Here is a 19,069-nt window from a genome sequence, read left to right as displayed (position 1 = left end):
TCAACGGGCTTTCCAAACATTTGCGGTGATGGCCGTTTAATGTCATTTTTTTAGGTGAGCTAATTTTGAATCGAAACGTCCCGCTTCATGTGACTCCTTCATCAGATGAAATTGACCTGTACGACCTCTTTCATTCGATCTGGCGGCAAAAAAGACTGGTGCTTGGGTGTGCGATCATTGCGGGGGTTTTGGGGGGCGGTTACGCGCTTCTGGCGCCCCGGACTTATGAGGTCAGCAGTGTATTGCGTCCTGCCGCGCTCAATGAGCTGGACGCGTTGAACCGTTCCGAGGTTTATAAGCTACCGCCCGCCGATGCGCTGTCAAAGGTGGGGTCGCAATTGGACTCTTACGAAACACGGCTGGAATTTTTCAAGTCGCACCAGCAATTGTTCAAGGCATTTCAGAAACCAGGCCAAAGCCTGGAGCAGTCTTTCGAAGACTTCAATCGCAACGCGGTCAACCTCATTCTGCCTGACCCCAAAAAGGCTGACTCGTTGAGCAGTTACATCCGCCTGGAGTTGCAGTACCCCGCCGATGTCGATGGTGTGGCGATTCTCAACGGGTTTGTCGATTACGCTATTGGCGCCGAGCGCGAGCAAGTGGGCGCGGACCTCAAGGTGATCGTCAATAACCGCTTGAACGAGCTCAAGGGCAAGATTGATGCCGCTCGCGCCAATTATGAGAACGAGAAAGAGTCGAAGATCGCCTCACTGCTGGAAAGCGACCGGCTCAAGCGTGCCCAGTTGCAAGATGAGCTCAGTGCGCTGCGTCTGCAGATGAAGATGGAGCGCAGTGATCGGCTGGCAGAACTGACCGAGGCCATCGCCATTGCCAAGTCCTTGGGAATCAAAACCCCGACGACGCCGTCGGCAATGGCGGATGCATCACGCGGTGGGAGCGGGCAGGTCATGCGTACTGAAGTCAACAACCAGAAAATCCCGCTGTATTTTATGGGCTCCAATGCGCTTGAAGCGGAGCGCGACGCACTCCAGCGACGCACCAGCGACGATTTCACCAACGCCCGCGTCGCCGAGATCGGCAAAGAATTGCAAATGTTGGAGGTGAACCGAAAGGTCGAGGTACTGCGCAGGCGCGACAATGAGGACATTTTCCTGCAGGATGTCGAGCCGCTGCGTGCCGAAGTCGCGCGGTTGCGCAACTTGAACATCGATATGAGCAACCTCAAACTGGTGACCATTGATCGTCGCGCCCAGGAGCCGCTGGCGCCGATAAAGCCGAAGAAAGCGCTGGTGGTTGCCTTGAGCCTGACTGCAGGGCTGGTGCTGGGGCTGGTCATCGCGTTGATCCGCTACGTTGTGCAGAATCGTGGACAACCGGCACCTTACTCGCCGCTGGAAGAGGGGCGTTTTTCCCGCCGAGAGCGCAAGGACGATGAACCTTTGCTGTAACCGCATCGCGCACAACGGCGGTCCATGCCCCGTGGTTGTGCGCCTTCGCAACATCCGTCACAAGACAGCTTTTCACAATTCTTAGTTAACTTTTAGTTACAACCTGTGGCTAAATAACTGCAAAGGGCCACGCGCCGGGTGGTCACTCAGCCGGTCGTGCCGATTGTGTGAATTGTGATTTCAGGTGCTGCTATCCATCCTCGTCCGTTGTGGGCACGCAGGAGCAGCCTGTTCTCTTCTGACTTGTGACGAAATCCCTTGAAACTCATCATTGTTATTCTCTACGTTGCCTCGATTGCGTATGTACACCTGCGTGGGCGGGTGCGGCATAAGCTGGGGCGCCAACTCAGTGATCATTCGACCTTCCTGGCGCCGATCAACTGCTTTCTCTACCTCTTTTCCAAGCTGCCCAGCCGACCTTACCTGTCGCCCAGCGATTTCCCGGACCTGAGCCCGCTCCAGGAGCATTGGCAGGAGATTCGCGAGGAAGGCCAGAACCTGCTGCGCGCCGGCGAAATCAAGCGCTCGGAACAGTACAACGACGTAGGTTTCAATTCGTTCTTCAAGTCCGGCTGGAAGCGCTTCTATCTGAAATGGTATGGCGACAGCCACCCGTCGGCGATGAAGCTGTGCCCGCGTACCACCGAGCTGGTGCAGGGCATCGGTTCGATCAAGGCCGCGATGTTCGCCGAACTGCCGCCGGGCTCCAGGCTGGTGCGCCATCGCGACCCGTATGCCGGCTCGTATCGCTATCACTTGGGCCTGGACACGCCGAATGACCCGGGCTGCTACATCAACGTGGACGGTGAGAACTACTACTGGCGTGACGGCGAGCCGGTGATGTTCGACGAGACCTACATCCACTACGCGGAAAACACCACGCAGCAGAACCGCATCATTCTGTTCTGCGATATCGAGCGCCCGATGAAATATCGCTGGGCCGCTGCGTTCAATCGCTGGTTCAGCCGCAATGTGATGGCAGCTGCGGGCTCGCCCAACGATGCCGGTGACAAGACGGGCGGGCTAAACCGCGCCTTCACCCGGCTGTACAAGATTCGCTTGCGCGGCAAAGAACTGAAAAAGCGCAACCGTACGCGTTATTACCTGGAAAAATGGGCGATCTTTGCAGGGTTGGCCGCCATTTTCCTGCTGATCTGAAGGCTTCGGGCGCCATTCACTCCGGTGAATGGGCGCCCAGTTTGTCCCACATCTTTTTGCTGATCTTCTGTCGATTGGCATAGCCGTCCCAGGGATCGCTCTTCAAGCCGTCCAAGCGCTGCTGCAGATTGGCGACGGTCCATTGTTGGGCCCCGCGCAATCCCTTCAATTCCTCGCGACTGACCGGTACCGACACCGGCAAACCTGGCCGCGCCCTTACAGAATAAGCGGCCACGGTACTGGCGCCCCTTGCGTTGCGCAGGTAGTCGATGAAGATCTTGCCCACCCGGTTTTTTGGCCCTGACGTCGCGGTGAAGCGTTCAGGCAGTTGCTCGGTCATGAATTGGGCAATCGCTTTGGCGAATGCCTTGACGGTGTCCCAGTTGTCCCGGCGCGCCAGCGGCACGATCAGGTGCAGGCCTTTGCCGCCACTGGTTTTGACGAAGGCTTGCAAGCCCAATTCGTCCAGGACCGAAAGGGTGAGTTGCGCTGCTTCCTGCATGCTTTTCCACGGCAGCGCGGGGTCGGGGTCGAGGTCGAGTACAAACAGGTCCGGGGTTTCGATCTTGTCGACAGTGGCGCCCCAGGTATGAAACTCCACGGTGCCCATTTGCACCGCCCCGAGCAACGCCTCGGCACTGTCGACTTCCATCAGGCGCGCATGGCCGGGATCGAGTGCCTGTTCCAACTGCTTGATGTTAGGAATGGCCAGGCGCTCCGAATGTTTCTGGAAGAACTGCTCGCCCTCGATGCCTTCGGGTGCCCTCAGCAGTGACACGGGACGGTGACGCAGAAAAGGCAGGATCCACTCGCTGATGCTGTTGTAGAACTGCGCCAATTGCTCCTTCTGCATGCCGCTCTGCTTATCGATCACGCGGTCCGGGTGGGTAATCTTCACGGTGCCGGTGGTTTTTTTCGCAGATTTCATGGATTTGACCGTGCGCGGTTGCTCATGAATGACCTGTGCGGCCGGTTTGTCGGTGCGCATCGCGACAAACGCCGCCTGGCGGATCACCCCCTCACGGGTCCATTCGGCAAACTGCACTTCGCCGACCAGTGTCGGTTCCACCCAGTGCACGTTACGGGCCTGGGCGCTGGTCAGGGCTTTTTCAAGGGGCGATGACTTACGCTCCAATGGCCTGAGTTGCGCATGGATCGCCTTCAGTGACGCTTGATCAAACCCGGTGCCCACGCGTCCGGCGTACACCAATCCCGAGGTGTCATTCACTGCCAGCAGCAGTGCACCGAAACCGCTGCGCGAACCCTGCGGCCGGGTGTAGCCGACGATCACGAATTCCTGGCGCAGGCGGCATTTGAGCTTGACCCAATCGGTGTTGCGACTGGACACGTACGGGCTGCCCAGGCGCTTGCCGATGACACCCTCGAGGGCCAGGTCACAGGCGCTTTCAAAGATGTCCTGATGATGGGCAGTAAAGGCTTCGGAGAAGCGTAATAGCTTGCTTCTGCTGCCGGACAACGCAGTCTTCAGCGCTGCACGGCGATCTTCGACGGGGGCCTGGCGCTGATCCTGGCCATCCAGGAACGGCGCATCGAACAGGTAGTAGACAATGTCCAGGCTGCGCCCGATATCAAAGGCGTTTTGCAGCGCCTGGAAGTCCGGCAGGCCATCGCCGTTGAGGCTGACCACCTCGCCGTCGAGCCAACTGTCCTTGAGTTTGAGGGCGTGCAAGGCCTTGGCCTGGCGCGGCAGGCGGTCGGTCCAGTCGTGGCCGTTGCGCGTGAACAGCCGCACCTCGCCGTCGCGGATGCGCGCGAGCATGCGGTAACCGTCGAACTTGATTTCGTACTGCCAATCGCCCTCGGGGGCGCGATCCACCAGGGTGGCCAATTGCGGAGTGAAGTGTTCGGGGAGGGCGACGCTGGTTTTCCGGGCTTTTGCGCGAGATTTGGGCTTACCCAGCGAGGCGTCACTGAGCACGCTGTCAGGCTGGGCCTGGACAATATCGTAGTCTTGGGCGGGTCGTGCCTGCGCGTCTTTTTCCTTGATCAGCAGCCATTGTTCCTTATCGCCGCTGCCTTTCAGGCGCGTGCGGACCAGTGCCCAATCGCCGGACAACTTTTCGCCGACCAGGGTGAACTTGAGCTTGCCGGCGGCGTAAGCCTTGCGGGGATCGTCATGGGGTTGCCACACACCGCGGTCCCACACGATGACGTCACCTGCGCCGTATTGGCCCGCCGGGATACTGCCTTCGAAACTGCCGTAGCTGAGAGGGTGATCTTCGACATGCACGGCCAGGCGCTTCTGCGTCGGGTCCAGGCTCGGGCCTTTGGGCACTGCCCAACTGAGCAGTACGCCATCCAGTTCCAGGCGGAAGTCATAGTGCAGGTTGCGCGCGTCATGTTTCTGGATCACGAACGACAGCGCCGAAGCGTTGCGTGTTCCTGCGGGCGCACTGCCCGCCGGTTCACCGGTGACGCCGAAGTCGCGCTTGCGGTTGTATTCGCTGAGGGGCTTTGGCATGGCTTATGACGCCTTGGTGGCTTTCTTCGCGGCGGGCTTCTTGGCGGGTTTGCCGGCCAGGCTGCGCTTGAGTAACTCCGTCAGGTCGATCACATCGGCGGACTTACGCTCTTCACTGTCTTGGCTGGTTTCCACATCCTCGATCTTGCCGGCCTTGGCCTTCTTGGCCACCAGCGCCATGATCTTTTCCTGGAAGCTGTCGCGATATTCATCGGGCTGCCAGTCGGCGCTCATGTCGTCGACCAGGCGCTTGGCCATGTCCAGTTCACCCTTGGCCAGGCTGGGTTTGGTCACGTCGCTGCCCAGTTCCAGTTCGTCCAGGCTGCGCACTTCGGCGGGCCAGCGCAGCATCACCAATACCAGCGCCGACTCCAGCGGCATGAGTGCCGCCAGGTGCTGCTTGGTGTGCAGGACCACGTTGGCCAGCGCGACTTTTTTGGTCTTCCTCAGTGTTTCCCGAAGCAGCGCATAGACCTTGCCACCGCGCTTGTCCGGTGCCAGGAAGTAGGGCGTGTCGATGTTTTGCAACGGGATCTGGTCACTGGCGACAAACGCGATGATCTCGATGGTCTGGGTCGACTTGGGGTGGGCCGAGCGGATTTCCTCTTCGCTGAGCACCACGTAGCGGCCTTTCTCGAAGGCCACACCCTTGACGATGTTGTCTTTGGTGACTTCCTTGCCAGTGGTCTTGTTGATGCGCTTGTAGCCCACCGGGTCCATGCTGCGCTTGTCCAGCCAGTCGAAGTCAACGCCCTGCGATGACGTGGCCGAGACCAGCGACACGGGGATGTGCACCAGGCCAAAGCTGATGGCACCTTTCCAGATAGCTCGTGGCATCGGTGCGACTCCTTGAGTAGAGGGGGTGTTCTGGTGACTCGGTGCCGATGTGAAAAGTTTCCCCTGGCAGATGCGCGGACAGATCGTGTTACACCTGATGAGAAACTATTTACTGTCGAAAGCCGAACCCAAGGCGTAGCGTGTTATCGAAAGCACGTACTCCTCACTCCCGAGAGGCTTTGTCAATGAACACTTGTATGCGACACGTTGCAGCGCTGCTGTTGGGTCTGGCCCTGATCCCCGTGGCCCAGGCACAAAACCTGCCCGGCAGCAACAACGCCAACAACGGCCCGATCCACCGGGCCAACCCCAACAGCATGCAGGGCACCCAGCCCAACGCGCCGGCGGTTCGCGGGATTCAGACCGGGCCGACCACGCGCACGCCGACCCTGGAAAACGGCGGCATTGGCAACAGCTATCCCAAGCGCGACGCTGCGCCCAGCCGCCCGGCCACCGAAACCAAAGCCCCCACTTATGATGCCAACGGCAATCGCCGGTAAGGATTCCGTCTTATGTTTCTACGCAAAACCCTGCTAGCCGCGCTGTGCGCAACCTCTCTACTGCCGTTGACGGCCAGTTTCGCAGCCGATGCCCAGCAGTTCCCCAGCGAGCAAGGCAGCATCACCGTCACACCGATCGCCAAAGGCCTGGACCATCCTTGGGCCGTGGCTTTTCTGCCGGACAAGCAAGGTTTCCTGGTCACCGAACGGCCTGGCCACCTGCGTTTTGTCAGCCCTGACGGGAAATTGTCCGCGCCACTGACGGGCGTGCCTGAAGTGTGGGCCAAAGGGCAGGGCGGCTTGCTGGACGTGGTGCTGTCGCCGGACTTCAAGCAGGACCGCATGGTCTACCTTTCCTACGCCGAAGGGGGCGGCAAGGGCGGAACAGCCGGTACTGCGGTAGGGCGTGGACGTCTGGCGGCTGACCTCAGTGGCCTGACCGACTTCAAAGTGATCCTGCGCCAGGAGCCGAAGCTGTCCACCGGCAATCACTTCGGTTCACGCCTGGCCTTCGACCGCGACGGTTATTTGTTTGTGACCCTGGGCGAAAACAACGACCGCCCGACCGCCCAGGACCTCGACAAACTGCAGGGCAAGGTGGTGCGCATCTACCCCGACGGCCGCGTGCCGGATGACAACCCCTTCGTCGGCCAGCCAGGCGTGCGCCCGGAGATCTGGTCCTACGGCCAGCGCAACCCCCAGGGCCTGGCGCTGAATCCCTGGAGTGGCACGATCTGGGAAAATGAACATGGGCCACGCGGGGGGGACGAGATCAATATCATCGAGCGTGGCAAGAATTACGGCTGGCCGTTGGCGACCCACGGCATCAACTACTCTCTGGCACCGATTCCCGAAGCCAAAGGCAAGACCGCAGAAGGCACCGTGCCGCCCCATCATGTCTGGGAAAAATCACCGGGTATCAGCGGCATGGCATTCTACGATGCAGACCGCTTCAAGCCTTGGCAGCACAATGTGTTCATCGGCGCGCTGGCCAGCCAGGAACTGATCCGCTTGCAGTTCGACGGTGACAAGGTGATTCACGAGGAGCGTTTGCTGGGCGGTTTGAAAGCGCGGATTCGGGATGTGAGGCAGGGGCCGGATGGCTTTTTGTATGTGTTGACGGATGAGGATGATGGCGTGCTATACCGAGTCGGCCTCAATCAGGACTGAAGCCGACAACAACCTGTAGGAGCCCGGCTTGGCGGCGATGGCGATTTCAGCAACGCTATCGCCGCCACGGTTTACAGGCCCAGGTCAGACAGCCCCGGGTGATCATCCGGGCGCCGTCCCAGCGGCCAGTGGAACTTGCGCTCGCTTTCCTTGATCGGCATGTCATTGATGCAGGCAAAACGATTGGCCATCAGGCCGTTCTCGTCGAACTCCCAGTTCTCGTTGCCATAGGAACGGAACCAGTTGCCCGAATCGTCGTGCCACTCATAGGCATAACGCACGGCGATGCGGTTATCGGTAAACGCCCACAGCTCCTTGATCAGCCGATAGTCCAGCTCCTTGGCCCATTTACGGGTCAGGAAACCCTTGGCTTCTTCGCGGTTATGGGCGAACTCGGCGCGGTTGCGCCACTGCGTGTCGAGGGTGTAGGCCAGGGATACGCGGTAGGGGTCGCGGGAGTTCCAGCCGTCTTCGGCCAAACGCACTTTTTCGATGGCCGATGCGCGGGTAAACGGCGGCAGGGGCGGACGTGTTTCTGCAGTCGATGACATGGGGCAGTTCCTCAAACAATAAGGGTGTGTTGAAAGTTGCGCCGTCGTGCGATCAAAGTCCCAACAAGGTTTGCGCCATGCATTGCGCATTATCGGCAGCTGTTGAATCGCCCATCACCAGGGCAACGGTAATGGCGCCATCAATCAGGATCAGCAGGTGCGCGGCCTGCCGTTCAGGGTCGGGGGTGCCATGTGCTTGACACAGTTCGAGCAGGTACTCGAACAGTTTCTGTTTGTGGGCCTTGGCCAACTGGCGTACCGGGTCCTGCGGGTCGCCGGTTTCGCCGCTGGTGTTGATGAAGGCGCAGCCGCGGAAATCGGCGGAGCCAAACCAGGTTTTAAGTGCATCGAACACCGCCAGCAAGCGTTGGCCGGTGCCTTCGCTACATTCCACCTCTGTGCGCAGCCACTGCATCCAGCGCTCGTCACGACGCTGCAGGGCGGCAATCACCAAATCGTCTTTATTGGCGAAGTAGCGGTAAATGCTTTTTCGCGAGACACCCGCGGTTTTCACCAGGAAGTCCATGCCGGTGGCGGCGATGCCATGGCGATAGATCAACTTTTCGGTGACGTCGAGGATGATGTCGCGGGTTTCATTACTGATCATGTCGTTCATGCTGCCAAAAGTAGAACGATCATTCTTCTTGGTCAATTAAAATTTTTCCATGCGCCACAGCAAGACCTGGGCCCCCCTATGGTGTAAGCTCGGGGCCTCTTCGGATTCGACCCATTGCGAGCCTTATGCCGTCGTTCTTCAAACGCTCCCTGTTGCCCAAACTGCGCGGTTTCCCCCTGACTCCTGATGCGATTGACGTGCTGTCCGGCGCTGCTGCCTATCGCCGCTGCCTGCTGGAGAAGATCTCCCAGGCCACCCGGCGTATCTACATCGTCGCGCTGTATTTGCAGCAGGACGAGGCAGGGCAGGAGATCTACGACGCCCTGCACGCCGCCAAGGCGGCGCGTCCGGAGTTGGATGTCGTGGTGGTGGTCGATTGGTTGCGCGCCCAGCGTGGCTTGATCGGCGCCGGCAAGCAGCCGGGCAACAGTGCCTGGTACCAGGCCATGACCCAGAGCCACAGCAGTGAAGTGCCGGTGTATGGCGTGCCGGTGCAAACCCGCGAGCTGTTCGGCGTGCTGCACCTCAAAGGCTTTGTGATCGACGACACGGTGCTGTACAGCGGCGCCAGCCTGAACAACGTGTACCTGCACAAGTTCGACAAGTACCGCTACGATCGCTACCACCTGATCCATAACAAGCCGCTGGCCGATTCGATGCAGCATCTGGTGGAGCATGGTCTTGTGGCGTCCAAGGCGGTGCATCGCCTGGACCTGCCCAACCCGCCCACCACCCGCAGCCTGCGCAACGACATCGGCGACCTGCGCAGCCGTCTCAAGCATGCGACATACGACACTACAGCCGGGCAATTGCCCAACGGCCATCTGTCGGTCAGCCCGCTGTTGGGCGTGGGCAAGAACAATCCGTTGAGCCGAGTGATCCTGGAGCTGATCGCCAGTGCCCAGCATCAACTGACCATCTGCACGCCATACTTCAACCTGCCGCTGCCAGTGACCCGCGAAATCAACCGCGCCCTGGCGCGTGGCGTGAAGATCGACATCATCGTCGGCGACAAGACCGCCAACGACTTCTACATCCCGCCCAGCGAGCCGTTCAAGGTGATCGCCGCGCTGCCGTACCTGTATGAGATCAGCCTGCGCCGTTTCGCCAAGCGCCATCAGCGCGACATCGACCACGGCCAGTTGAACCTGCACCTTTGGCACCACGACGACAACACTTACCACCTCAAGGGCATGTGGGTCGACCAGCGCTACACCTTGCTCACCGGCAACAACCTCAATCCGCGCGCGTTCCGCCTTGACCTGGAAAACGCCTTGCTGATCGATGATCCCAAGAGCGAGTGGCTGGAGCCGAGGCGTACCGAGTTGGCGCAGATTTTCCAGCACACCACGCGAATCGAGCGTTACCAGGACTTGCAGGCGTTGCCGGACTACCCGGAGGCGGTCGGCAAGTTCCTGCGCCGGGTCAGCCGGGTACGAATCGAGCGGTTGTTGTATCGGATTCTCTAGAGTCTCTGCCCGATTTCATCGCTGGTTTTAGGCGTCGGCTTATAGAACGGCTGTCTTTTCCCCTCTTACAGTGCCTTCCAACCGTTCAAGGAGGCACGGCTTTTCCCTCAATGGATTTGCCACAAAGAGGATAGCAACATGCCATCTATTCTTGCCCAAAGCGGTTCGGTCATCTGCGCGCCAGCCACTCCGGCGCCTGACCTGGCGCCCATGTCCCAAGCCTCAATTTCCCTGGTTCCATCCAACCCCTGCGAAACTGCCCCTGAACGCCCCGGTACGCCCGCAATTGTGGTGCCCACCTGGACACTACCCATGTCGCCCAGTGCCGCCGGCACCGCCGGAGACTCCACCTTGGCTGAGCGTCTGGCACAGGCCCTCGACCGCGGCCAGAATAGTGTGGCAATCCCTAATGACAGCAGTCTCGGTGCGGCCTTGGCCCTCTACCGCCAGTTGCTTGATCAACCGTCTTCTCAGTCCTGGCTCTCGCTTAAAGGCTTGGCAATGGACACCCTGACACTGCGCAAGGATCGCGTAGAGGGTTTCACCGCCGCGGGGGGCATACGCACTCCCGTAGCGTTCAGCAGTACTGACGACAGTGGCTGGGGGAAGGCGAGCCGGCATCTACGGGCCATGCGCAATGTGCTTGACCCTGACGATAAGGGCTTGCCTTACGTCAGTCTTGATGAGCCTCGTATGCCCCTGCACGTCGTGCTGAATGCCTACGGCCTGGATCCCGGTGAATCCACTGAACAGAAGCGGGCACTCAAAGACCAGGTGGCGGCGAATGGCTTGACGGTACCCCCTCGGTTTTTGGCCGCGCTCGACGATGTGCGCGGCGTGATCAGTGACCTGGATGAGCGCGCCTTCCTGGCGAATTTGCTTGAAGAGCAGGTGCAGCAACTGGCGGATAGCCGTGCTACCGATTGGTCAACACTGAAGATCCAGCCCTCGCCAGCCTCTGCCAAGGGTATTGGGCCCCATTCCAGCTACGATGTTGCCCAATTGCTTGAGCATAAGGGGTTGGGCGTACCTCGTACGGCTGCGGCGACCCGCAACGTCATTCGGTGGTTGCGCACAGTCCTGCCACCGGCCCCGCCCTTGGGTAATTATTCTGGGTTGGTCCCGCTACAACCGGGCGATCCGGACTACAAGCCGCTGGCTACGCTCGCGATGTACACCCCGGCAACACTGAGTGCCGATCCCGACGCTCACCTTGGGAGGTTGAGCCAGGGCCCGGACGCTGTAGCGTTTGGCAACATCCTTGCTGCGGTGCTGCAAGGGCCTGCCGGTTCGATAGGCGGTTACGCGCTTTACAGCCCCAGCAATGCGGGACGCACCCTGGGTGAAGTCCGCCAGGCTCTGGAACAGTATTTGTGTGACAACAAGGCAATGGACGCAAGCGTTGCGTTCCTGGTGGCCCATGTGGCGCTGGCGAGGAAAGCCCCCGAGTTTCTGGTCCGGGACTTACCCGAGGGCATCAAGATCGGCACACCGGCCTGGACGGAATTGCGGCTTGGTTGCGCGATGGCTGAACGCATGTTGCCAGGCACCTCTCGGATGATGGATGAGCAGCAGGTCTGCGCATTGACGAGCCTGGAGCCTACGTCCGATGGTCAACGCACCCTCATGCAGGAGCAAGCCCTTGGCATATTGCTTGACTGGGGAGTGCTCAATGGTGTCATACCGGACAAGCCTCAAGGCCGGCATACTCAGGAGGATCTCAAGAAAACGTCGAGTGTGTTCTCGCGGCAACGGACACTGTCGGCTCGTTCGTTCAACCGTTTGAGCACCGCCTTGCCGTCGCGCAGGCAGATGGCGACCCAAGAGTTGCTCAAGGCCATGCCTCAGACCAGCCTCAGCCAATTGGAGGCGATGAAGGTTCATCTCCCCGACTCCGACGAACGCCGCAACCTGAGGCGCTCCGAACCGCGTACGCGCTCGCTGATCGAGGCTTACATGAGCGGCGATCTGACCAAGGACAGATGGGTCTTGACCACCGATATGTCCAACGCTGGCAAACGTTCGAATACCCCCTATAGGCATATTGATGAGTCCTCTACGAATTCGGCAACGGCTCGACAAAAGCTCAACGAAATCATCGAGCGGCTTCCCGCTTTGGACCCCTTGCTGGAAAGCGCCGTCACCCGTCACCACAACGATCAAAAGATGGGCTTTGTCACCAAGCTCAAACTGATGTTCGCGGGGTTGCCGTTGGTTGATCGCCAGCGCATCGAACTGGGCAGTGTGGAACTGTTCACGTTGCGCAAGGCCACCGGCAAACAGCAGGTGTGGGAGTCGGACCTGGACCGAGCGGCGGTGACCGCGCGGCAGGGGATATTGATGCGTGTCGTTCACGACAATACTGTCACCTATTACGAGGTGCTCTACAGCGCAAACATCATCAAGCACGACAGCCTTGAAGTAACGAATGCCCTGGATAAGGTGGCCTCAGACAGAAGCTACCTGGAAAAGTACAAATTGCTTGCAGACAAATACATCCGTCGCGGTCATGACGTCGGCCTGGATTTCAATGCGTATGCCAGCGGTGCACCGGCACGCGAAGGCGTCAGTTCTTCCGATGTCATTCTCGATAAAGTCGGTGTTACCAAGGGGCCGCGCCCACTCCCCGAAAACGTGACCAGGGAATCTTTTGTTCCTGATACCTATCAGTCAGACCGTATCGAGGACATTGCCGTTGAAATCACCGAGCGCAATTTCTACGAAAGTGCCGAGGACATGCTTGCACGGGCAAAGGGCCAGTTACCCGTGGAAAAAAGCCGCGAGGCCCATGCGCGGGATGTCAGCCTGCTGCTATCGCTGGTTCCCTTCGTCGGTGCCTATCAGGACTTTCGCGATGGTGATTTTGGCAAAGGCCTGCAAAGTTTGGCGTTGGACGGTGCAGGTTTGATGATCGGTGCGGGAGGCCAGGCACGGTCGCTGATCCGTTCGCTCAAGACCCTGGCAAAAAACACCAGTCGGCCGTCCATCGGCAGATTCAGCGCTCGCGTCACGCCGAGCACCCCAAAGGTTGCCTGGTCCTGGAATGAACCCAAGGTGCGCTTCAGCGACGCCGCGTTTGATTTTTCCAAGCAGACAGCACTGTTCTTTAACGCGGTCTTCAATCCGGTGGACGGTTATCCGCGCCTGATCAGTGCCGCGTCCAAAGGCCTGTCCAAGTTGTCCAGCCTGGGCGCTGTCAGTGCGGGCTTGAGCAAGGCAATGCCTCACCTGATGACGGTAGACGAAAAAATGCGCTGTTATTTTCTGGTCGGTACGGGCCTGGTAGACCCTACCAAACCGCCCGGATCGCAAGCTGCTTGAGCATAGCGACCGCTGCGCCGCTGATGGCTGAGCGGTCGCCGGGCCCCTGGGTCAGTTCAAACCCAACTTGCCGCGCAACGTGGACAGGTCTTCCGCCAGGGTATTGACCGGGCCCACCAGGGCCTTGCGGTCGGTTTCCTTGACCTTGTCATAGGTCTCGAAACCGCCGTCCTTGGTTTTGTACTTGGCGAGGATCTTGTCGACGCTGGCGAAGTTCTTGTCGACTTTGGCCAGGAAGGCCTTGTCTTGCTTCTCGATCTGGCCACGGAACAGGTCGACGATTTTCTTCGCTCCGTCGATGTTGCCCTGGAAGTCATACAGGTCGGTGTGGCTGTAGCGGTCTTCTTCGCCGGAGATCTTGGTGGCGGCGACTTCTTCCAGCAACGCTGCGGCGCCGCCTACGACTTTCTCGGGTGGGAAGGTCAGGCCGTCGACGCGGGTCTTGAGGTCGTTGACGTCGGTGTTGAGCTTGGCGGTCAGCGCTTCCAGGCCCTTGGTGGTGTTCTGCGAGAACAGCGCGTATTCGATGCGGTGGAAGCCGGTGAAATCTTCGGCGGTCACGCCTTTTTCGTGGTCGTCGACGCGGGAGTCGATGGACGCATCGAGGTCGCTGAACAGCTCGGCGATCGGCTCGATGGACTCATAGTGCACGCGGGTCGGCGCATAGAGCTTCTTGGCGGTGGCCAGGTCGCCCTGGTTGATGGCAGCGGTGAACGCTTGGGTCTGGGTGACCAGCTCGCCGATTTCCTCGGTGACGTAGATCTTGTAGTCCGACACCGGCCCTACCAGGTCCAGCGGCGCGGTGGCGGCGAACGCTGCCAGCGGCGAAAGGGTCAATAACAACGACAACGCAATAGTCGACTTTTTCATGGGACGGTATCCGCTCTGAGTGTGTTTTTCAGGTATTGGCAGTGGTTTGAGGGTGCGTTGCAGCGAGCAGCGCGCGCCCGAGGAAATCCTGGGCCCCGGTGACGCCTGGCAAGGTGAAGAAGTACCCGCCGCCGACCGGCTTGAGGTATTCCTCCAGAGGTTCGCCGTTGAGCCGGGTTTGCACGCTGATGAAGCCTTTCTCCAGGTCAGCCTGGTAGCAGATGAACAACAGCCCCATGTCCAGCTGACCATTCTTGTTGACGCCGTTGGAGTAGTTGAACGGCCGACGCAGGATCAGGTTGGCCTGGGTCTGCGGCGTGCGCGGGTTGGCCAGGCGGATGTGTGCGTCGAGCTTGGTCAGTTTGCCTTCCGGGTCCTTGCTGTAGTCGGGCACCTGGGTTTCGTTGTGGCCATCCATCGGCGCGCCGGTGGGCTTTACCCGGCCGATGATGCTTTCCTGCTCCTGCAGTGGGGTGCGGTCCCAGCGCTCGACGAAGTTGCGGATGATGCGCACGGCCTGATAGCTGCCATTGGCCGCCCAGGCCGGTTCGTCGCTGCCCGGTTGTACCCACACAATCCGGTTCATCGCCTTGTCGTCGTTGGAGTTCGGGTTGGCCGAACCGTCACGGAAACCGAGGAAGTTACGCGCACTCTGCGCAGGCTCGCCGGGCTTGGCAGGCGCCTGGGGCGGTACGCTGCCTTCCTGCTTCCAGCGCACCAGCAGCAGGTCGGGCAGATTTTTCACGATGTCGCGCAGGGCGTGGATATTGGTGTCGGGGGTGTTGGAGCTGAACTGCAGGCTCAGGTCGCCATGGCACTGCGCCGGCTCCAGCGCATCGTTGGGGAAGCCGACCATGCGAGTCAGGCGCTTGGGTTTGGCTTTGGCGAGCCCGAAGCGCTCATCGAACAATGACTCGCCGACAGAAACGGTGATGGTCAGGTTATCCGGCGTGACTACCGGGCCGAGGATGCCGGAGTCGGTGGGCGGTAGTTTCGGATCGACTTGCGGCACGGTGCCGCCGGTCATCAGGAAGGCGATGCGTTCGCTCAGGGTACGGAACAGGCGTTCCAGGTCGTCACGGTCGCTGGCCAGTACGTCGAACGCCACAATCATGCCGCAGGCCGGGCGTGGGGTGACGATACCGCTCTGGTGTTTGCCGAAGAAATCGTGGTGGTCCTGGGTCTTGTCACTGCGCGGCGCGGTGGTGACTTGCTCCGCCGCAGCGGCCATGGCCGGGCAAGTCAGGGCGCTGCCGGCAATCGCGGCACCGGTGGCGGCCATGCCCAGCAAGACACGGCGACGCTGAAGGTTGGTGTGTTCTGAATCACTCATGTGTGCGGTCGTCTTCACTGCAGGCCGGAAAGGCCAAGGGCGGGGTCGATTCCATCGAGTGCAACGGCCAGAGCCTTGGCCTTGTCGGCGATCTGCTTGCGCTGATCGGCGGTCACGCTGTCGTAGCGGCGGTACTGGCCGTCGACTTTCAAACCATTGAGCTCGCTGTCGAAGGCCGTCAGGGCGCTGTCGACTTTGGGCAGCAGGTCGGCGGCGGATTTGGTCAGCAGCGGACGCATCAGCTCGACAACCTTGTGGGCGGCTTCCAGGTTGGCGGCGAAACCCTCCAGGTCGACATGACTGTAGCGTTCTTCTTCACCGCTGATGGCGCGTACATCGGCCAGGTTGTTGAGGTTGCGTACCACAATGCCGACCAATTGCTCCGGCGGCAGGGATTGCGCCAGCAATTGTTGCTTGAGGGCGCTGACGTCGGTCAGCAGGCGCTGGGCAATCGGGGCCAGGCCGTCGAGGCTGCGTAGTTGGAACAGGCCGTATTCCAGGCGGTGGAAGCCGCTGAAGGCCGGGTCCTGTTCGCGTTTTTCAAAATAGTCGGCACGAGCGTTGATCGCGTTGTCCAGTTGCGCGAGGCGTTGCGATGCCGGAGCCAGGCGCTGGTAAGCCTCCCGAGCCGGTAGGTAGAGTGCTTGGGCCTGGGCCAGGTCGCCGCGGTCGATGGCCTGTTGCAACACGGTTACCGCCTTGACCAGTGCGCTGCCTTGGCCGCTCAAGTACACGCGGAATTCCGACAATGGGCCAATGAACGCCACCATCGACGGTTTGGCCTTGGCCTGGGCGTCGGACTCGGCGGTCGGTGTTACGTGCAAGGTGCCACGCGGATTGCTCAGCAGGCCACAGGTGATCGCGTAGTCACCGGGCAACAGGTTGGCGTTGATCACCTGGCTCAGGCCGGGAGCGATGTTTTCCCGTTCTTCGACCACCAGCACGCCGTCGAGGATTTCCCATTCCACCGCACGATCGGAGCGGTTGATGATGCGGAAGCTCGCGCGGCCGGCGGGGACCGTCAACTCATTCGGCTCGCAGGCGTGACCGTGAATGGTCACGGCGATTTCATTGTGGTTGGCCTGGCGTTTGCTGGCTGCCAGTTGCGAGGCGTAATAGAACAGGCCGCCGGCGGCGATCAGCACGACCACCGAGCCCGCCACGGCCCAGCGCAGGGCGCGGGGTGGCGAAGCCGGTTGAGGGGTTGGGTTGGACAAGAGACGGTCCTTACTGGCTGGAAACGGAGGAGGGTGTAACGGCCGGCTTGGGTGGCGCGGCGGGCAGGAAGAACATCACCAGGGCCACCACCAGGTAAATCAGGTAGGCGCCGAGGGTGCTGACGGTGGGCGCTTCCTGATAGCCGAACATGCCAGCGAGGACCGAGCCCAGTGGGCTGTCCATCGGCAGGGCGGCGCTGAAGTCGAAGAGCACGGTTTGCAGGTGGTTCCACACGCCTGCTTCGTGCAGGGCCTGTACCGAATTGGCGAGGATGCCGGCCGCCACCACCAGGATGAACAAGCCGGTCCAGCGGAAAAACGCACCAAGGTTCAGGCGCATGCTGCCGGTGTAGATCAGGAAACCGACGATGATCGCCAGGATCAGGCCGAGCAGGGCGCCAATCGGTGCGCCGGGGCCTTCACTCTGCTGGAACACCGCCAGCAGGAAGAACACGGTTTCCAGACCCTCACGGGCCACGGCGAAAAACACCATCAGGATCAGCGCAGTGACCTGGTGTTTGGAACCGGCCAACGCGTGATCGAGGGATTCATGCAGGGAATGCTTGATGGAACGCGCCACTTTACGCATCCAGAACACCATGGAACTGAGGATGCCCACGGCGACCAGGCCGACGATGCCTTCGAACAGTTCCTGTTGCTTTTGCGGAAACTCGGCGCTGACCAATTCCAGGCCGCCGCCGACCAGCAGGGCCAGCGCAGCGGCGAGAAACACGCCGATCCACACCGCAGGCATCCACTGGCCACGGCCGGTCTGTTGCAGGTAACTGGCGATAATGCCGACGATCAATGCGGCTTCAATGCCTTCGCGCAGCATGATGAGGAAAGGAACGAGCATTCGGCACCGCGTCACAACTAGATAGGAGGCTAAGTTGTAACATAATGATACTCATTGCTAAACAACAATTCTTGACGTTTGCTGAACATGGGCTGAACGGTGGTGGCGAATCGCAACCCACCTTATGATGCACGTCATTATTTGCGCCGCCGGATGCCCGTTTCCCCATGTCGGAAAAAGACACCATCTCCCTCCACCTCGTGCGTGAAGCCTTGCTGCAAAGCTGCGCGCCCGGCGCGGCCAGTGCCGAAGTGCTGCATAAAGCCGGGATTGAGCCGGCACTGCTGGCCGAGCCCAACGCGCGGGTCTCTGCCACCACCTACGCACGCCTGTGGCGCCTACTGGCGCGGCGCATGGATGATGAATTCTTCGGCATGGACCCGCGCAAGCTCAAGTCCGGCAGCCTGGCGTTCCTCTGCCGCGCCGCGATGGCGCAATCTACCGTCGCCACCGGGCTGGAAACCGGACTGGGGTTTCTGTCGCTGATGCTGGAGCGCCTGCCTGCCGAGTTGGTGCGTCAACAAAGCCTGGCGGAGATCGTATTGCTGGAGCCCGAGTCCGAACCCAATCGGGCCTTCACTTACTTTACCTATTGGATGATCGTGCACGGTGTGGCCTGTTGGCTGGCCGGGCGGCGGATCCCGATTCTGGCGATTGAGCTGCGTTGCTCAAAACCGGATTTCTGTGATGACTACCAGGTGATGTTCTCCGACAACCTGCGTTTCGACCGACCGCGCACGCGCATGATCTTCTCCGCCGACTGCCTGGACCTGCCGATCAAGCGCAGCACAGAGGAACTCAAGCGTTTCCTCGCCCACGCGCCTGCCAACATCCTGGTCAAATACCGCGACCCCGCCAGCCTCGCCACCCGTATCAAGCATGATTTGCGCCAGATGCCCCCGGACACCTGGCCGGAAACCGAAGGCCTCGCCGCCAGCCTGTGCATTTCCGCCTCGACCCTGCGCCGGCGCCTGGCGGAAGAAGGGCAGACCTACCAAGGGCTCAAGGACAGTGTGCGCAAGGAGTTGGCGATTGTGTGGTTGGCGGAGCCGCAGATCAGTTTTGCCGAGATTGCCGCACGGCTCGGATTTGCTGATACCAGCTCATTCTACAAAGCCTTTCGCAAGTGGGCCGGTTCCAACCCGGGGCACTATCGCAGTCTGATTTTGGATGGCGCTGGCTGAGGGCTGAGTACCACAAAGCACTGCGACTTATCCGATAGGAGCCGAGCGCTCAATCCGCAACTCTCAGGCAACTTTCCTCGCTGAAGAGTCTGTCAG

At 60.3% G+C, this 19,069-nt stretch carries 15 protein-coding genes; 7 read left to right on the top strand and 8 right to left on the bottom strand.

From position 1 onward, the window contains the following. The first annotated feature begins 65 nt into the window (after positions 1-65). Positions 66-1,409, top strand: coding sequence for an LPS O-antigen chain length determinant protein WzzB (locus BFN10_RS03190; protein WP_071488432.1), 1,344 nt, complete (start codon positions 66-68; stop codon positions 1,407-1,409). Positions 1,410-1,667: 258 nt separating this feature from the next. Further along, the gene (lpxO, locus tag BFN10_RS03185) at positions 1,668-2,567 is read left to right on the top strand and encodes a lipid A hydroxylase LpxO (RefSeq protein WP_071488431.1); all 900 of its coding nucleotides are present in this window, start codon (positions 1,668-1,670) and stop codon (positions 2,565-2,567) included. Between the two features lie 16 nt (positions 2,568-2,583). Here lpxO and ligD read toward each other — a convergent pair whose 3' ends face one another. Together ligD and ku are read right to left on the bottom strand one after the other, a co-directional pair. Then, positions 2,584-5,049: a DNA ligase D gene (gene ligD, locus BFN10_RS03180; RefSeq protein WP_071488430.1), complete on the bottom strand. Its 2,466-nt coding sequence runs from the start codon at positions 5,047-5,049 to the stop codon at positions 2,584-2,586. Positions 5,050-5,052: 3 nt separating this feature from the next. Further along, positions 5,053-5,886 (bottom strand): non-homologous end joining protein Ku, encoded by an 834-nt coding sequence (gene ku / locus BFN10_RS03175; protein WP_071488429.1) that lies wholly within the window; start codon positions 5,884-5,886, stop codon positions 5,053-5,055. 185 nt (positions 5,887-6,071) lie between these two features. Between ku and BFN10_RS03170 the strand changes: the two genes are divergently transcribed. Both BFN10_RS03170 and BFN10_RS03165 read left to right on the top strand, forming a co-directional pair. Continuing rightward, positions 6,072-6,386 (top strand): hypothetical protein, encoded by a 315-nt coding sequence (locus BFN10_RS03170; protein WP_071488428.1) that lies wholly within the window; start codon positions 6,072-6,074, stop codon positions 6,384-6,386. A 12-nt stretch (positions 6,387-6,398) separates the two neighbouring features. Continuing rightward, complete coding sequence (locus BFN10_RS03165; RefSeq protein WP_071488427.1) at positions 6,399-7,556, top strand: PQQ-dependent sugar dehydrogenase; 1,158 nt, start codon at positions 6,399-6,401, stop codon at positions 7,554-7,556. A gap of 71 nt (positions 7,557-7,627) precedes the next feature. Here BFN10_RS03165 and BFN10_RS03160 read toward each other — a convergent pair whose 3' ends face one another. Next, on the bottom strand, positions 7,628-8,107 hold the full coding sequence (locus BFN10_RS03160) for a nuclear transport factor 2 family protein (protein ID WP_071488426.1): 480 nt from the start codon (positions 8,105-8,107) through the stop codon (positions 7,628-7,630). Positions 8,108-8,159: 52 nt separating this feature from the next. Next, entirely contained in the window at positions 8,160-8,723 is a 564-nt protein-coding gene (locus BFN10_RS03155; RefSeq protein ID WP_071488459.1) for a TetR/AcrR family transcriptional regulator, read from the bottom strand. A 125-nt stretch (positions 8,724-8,848) separates the two neighbouring features. Here BFN10_RS03155 and pssA point away from each other — a divergent pair, with 125 nt between their 5' ends. Together pssA and BFN10_RS03140 are read left to right on the top strand one after the other, a co-directional pair. Beyond that, positions 8,849-10,192, top strand: coding sequence for a CDP-diacylglycerol--serine O-phosphatidyltransferase (gene pssA / locus BFN10_RS03150; protein ID WP_071488425.1), 1,344 nt, complete (start codon positions 8,849-8,851; stop codon positions 10,190-10,192). A gap of 312 nt (positions 10,193-10,504) precedes the next feature. Next, entirely contained in the window at positions 10,505-13,513 is a 3,009-nt protein-coding gene (locus tag BFN10_RS03140; protein WP_130898156.1) for a hypothetical protein, read from the top strand. A gap of 51 nt (positions 13,514-13,564) precedes the next feature. Here the strand turns inward: BFN10_RS03140 and efeO (BFN10_RS03135) are convergent, their stop codons facing one another. Genes efeO (BFN10_RS03135) through efeU form a run of 4 tightly spaced genes read right to left on the bottom strand, consistent with a single transcriptional unit; the run spans position 13,565 to position 17,789 of the window. Then, complete coding sequence (gene efeO / locus BFN10_RS03135) at positions 13,565-14,383, bottom strand: iron uptake system protein EfeO (protein WP_071488422.1); 819 nt, start codon at positions 14,381-14,383, stop codon at positions 13,565-13,567. Positions 14,384-14,411: 28 nt separating this feature from the next. Beyond that, on the bottom strand, positions 14,412-15,716 hold the full coding sequence (gene efeB, locus BFN10_RS03130) for an iron uptake transporter deferrochelatase/peroxidase subunit (RefSeq protein WP_071488458.1): 1,305 nt from the start codon (positions 15,714-15,716) through the stop codon (positions 14,412-14,414). A gap of 14 nt (positions 15,717-15,730) precedes the next feature. After that, positions 15,731-16,933 (bottom strand): iron uptake system protein EfeO, encoded by a 1,203-nt coding sequence (efeO, locus tag BFN10_RS03125; protein ID WP_071488421.1) that lies wholly within the window; start codon positions 16,931-16,933, stop codon positions 15,731-15,733. Positions 16,934-16,943: 10 nt separating this feature from the next. Beyond that, positions 16,944-17,789 carry an iron uptake transporter permease EfeU gene (efeU, locus tag BFN10_RS03120; RefSeq protein ID WP_071488420.1) on the bottom strand — a complete coding sequence of 282 codons (846 nt, stop codon included), beginning with the start codon at positions 17,787-17,789 and terminating at the stop codon, positions 16,944-16,946. Positions 17,790-17,956: 167 nt separating this feature from the next. On the opposite strand from efeU, the gene BFN10_RS03115 reads away from it, so the two are divergent. Beyond that, the gene (locus BFN10_RS03115; protein WP_071488419.1) at positions 17,957-18,973 is read left to right on the top strand and encodes an AraC family transcriptional regulator; all 1,017 of its coding nucleotides are present in this window, start codon (positions 17,957-17,959) and stop codon (positions 18,971-18,973) included. Positions 18,974-19,069 lie beyond the last annotated feature (96 nt).

This window comes from Pseudomonas extremorientalis (assembly GCF_001870465.1).
Lineage (GTDB): Bacteria > Pseudomonadota > Gammaproteobacteria > Pseudomonadales > Pseudomonadaceae > Aquipseudomonas > Aquipseudomonas extremorientalis.
The sequence above is the reverse complement of the archived record's forward strand: the minus strand, read 5'-3'. Positions and strand labels throughout refer to the sequence as shown.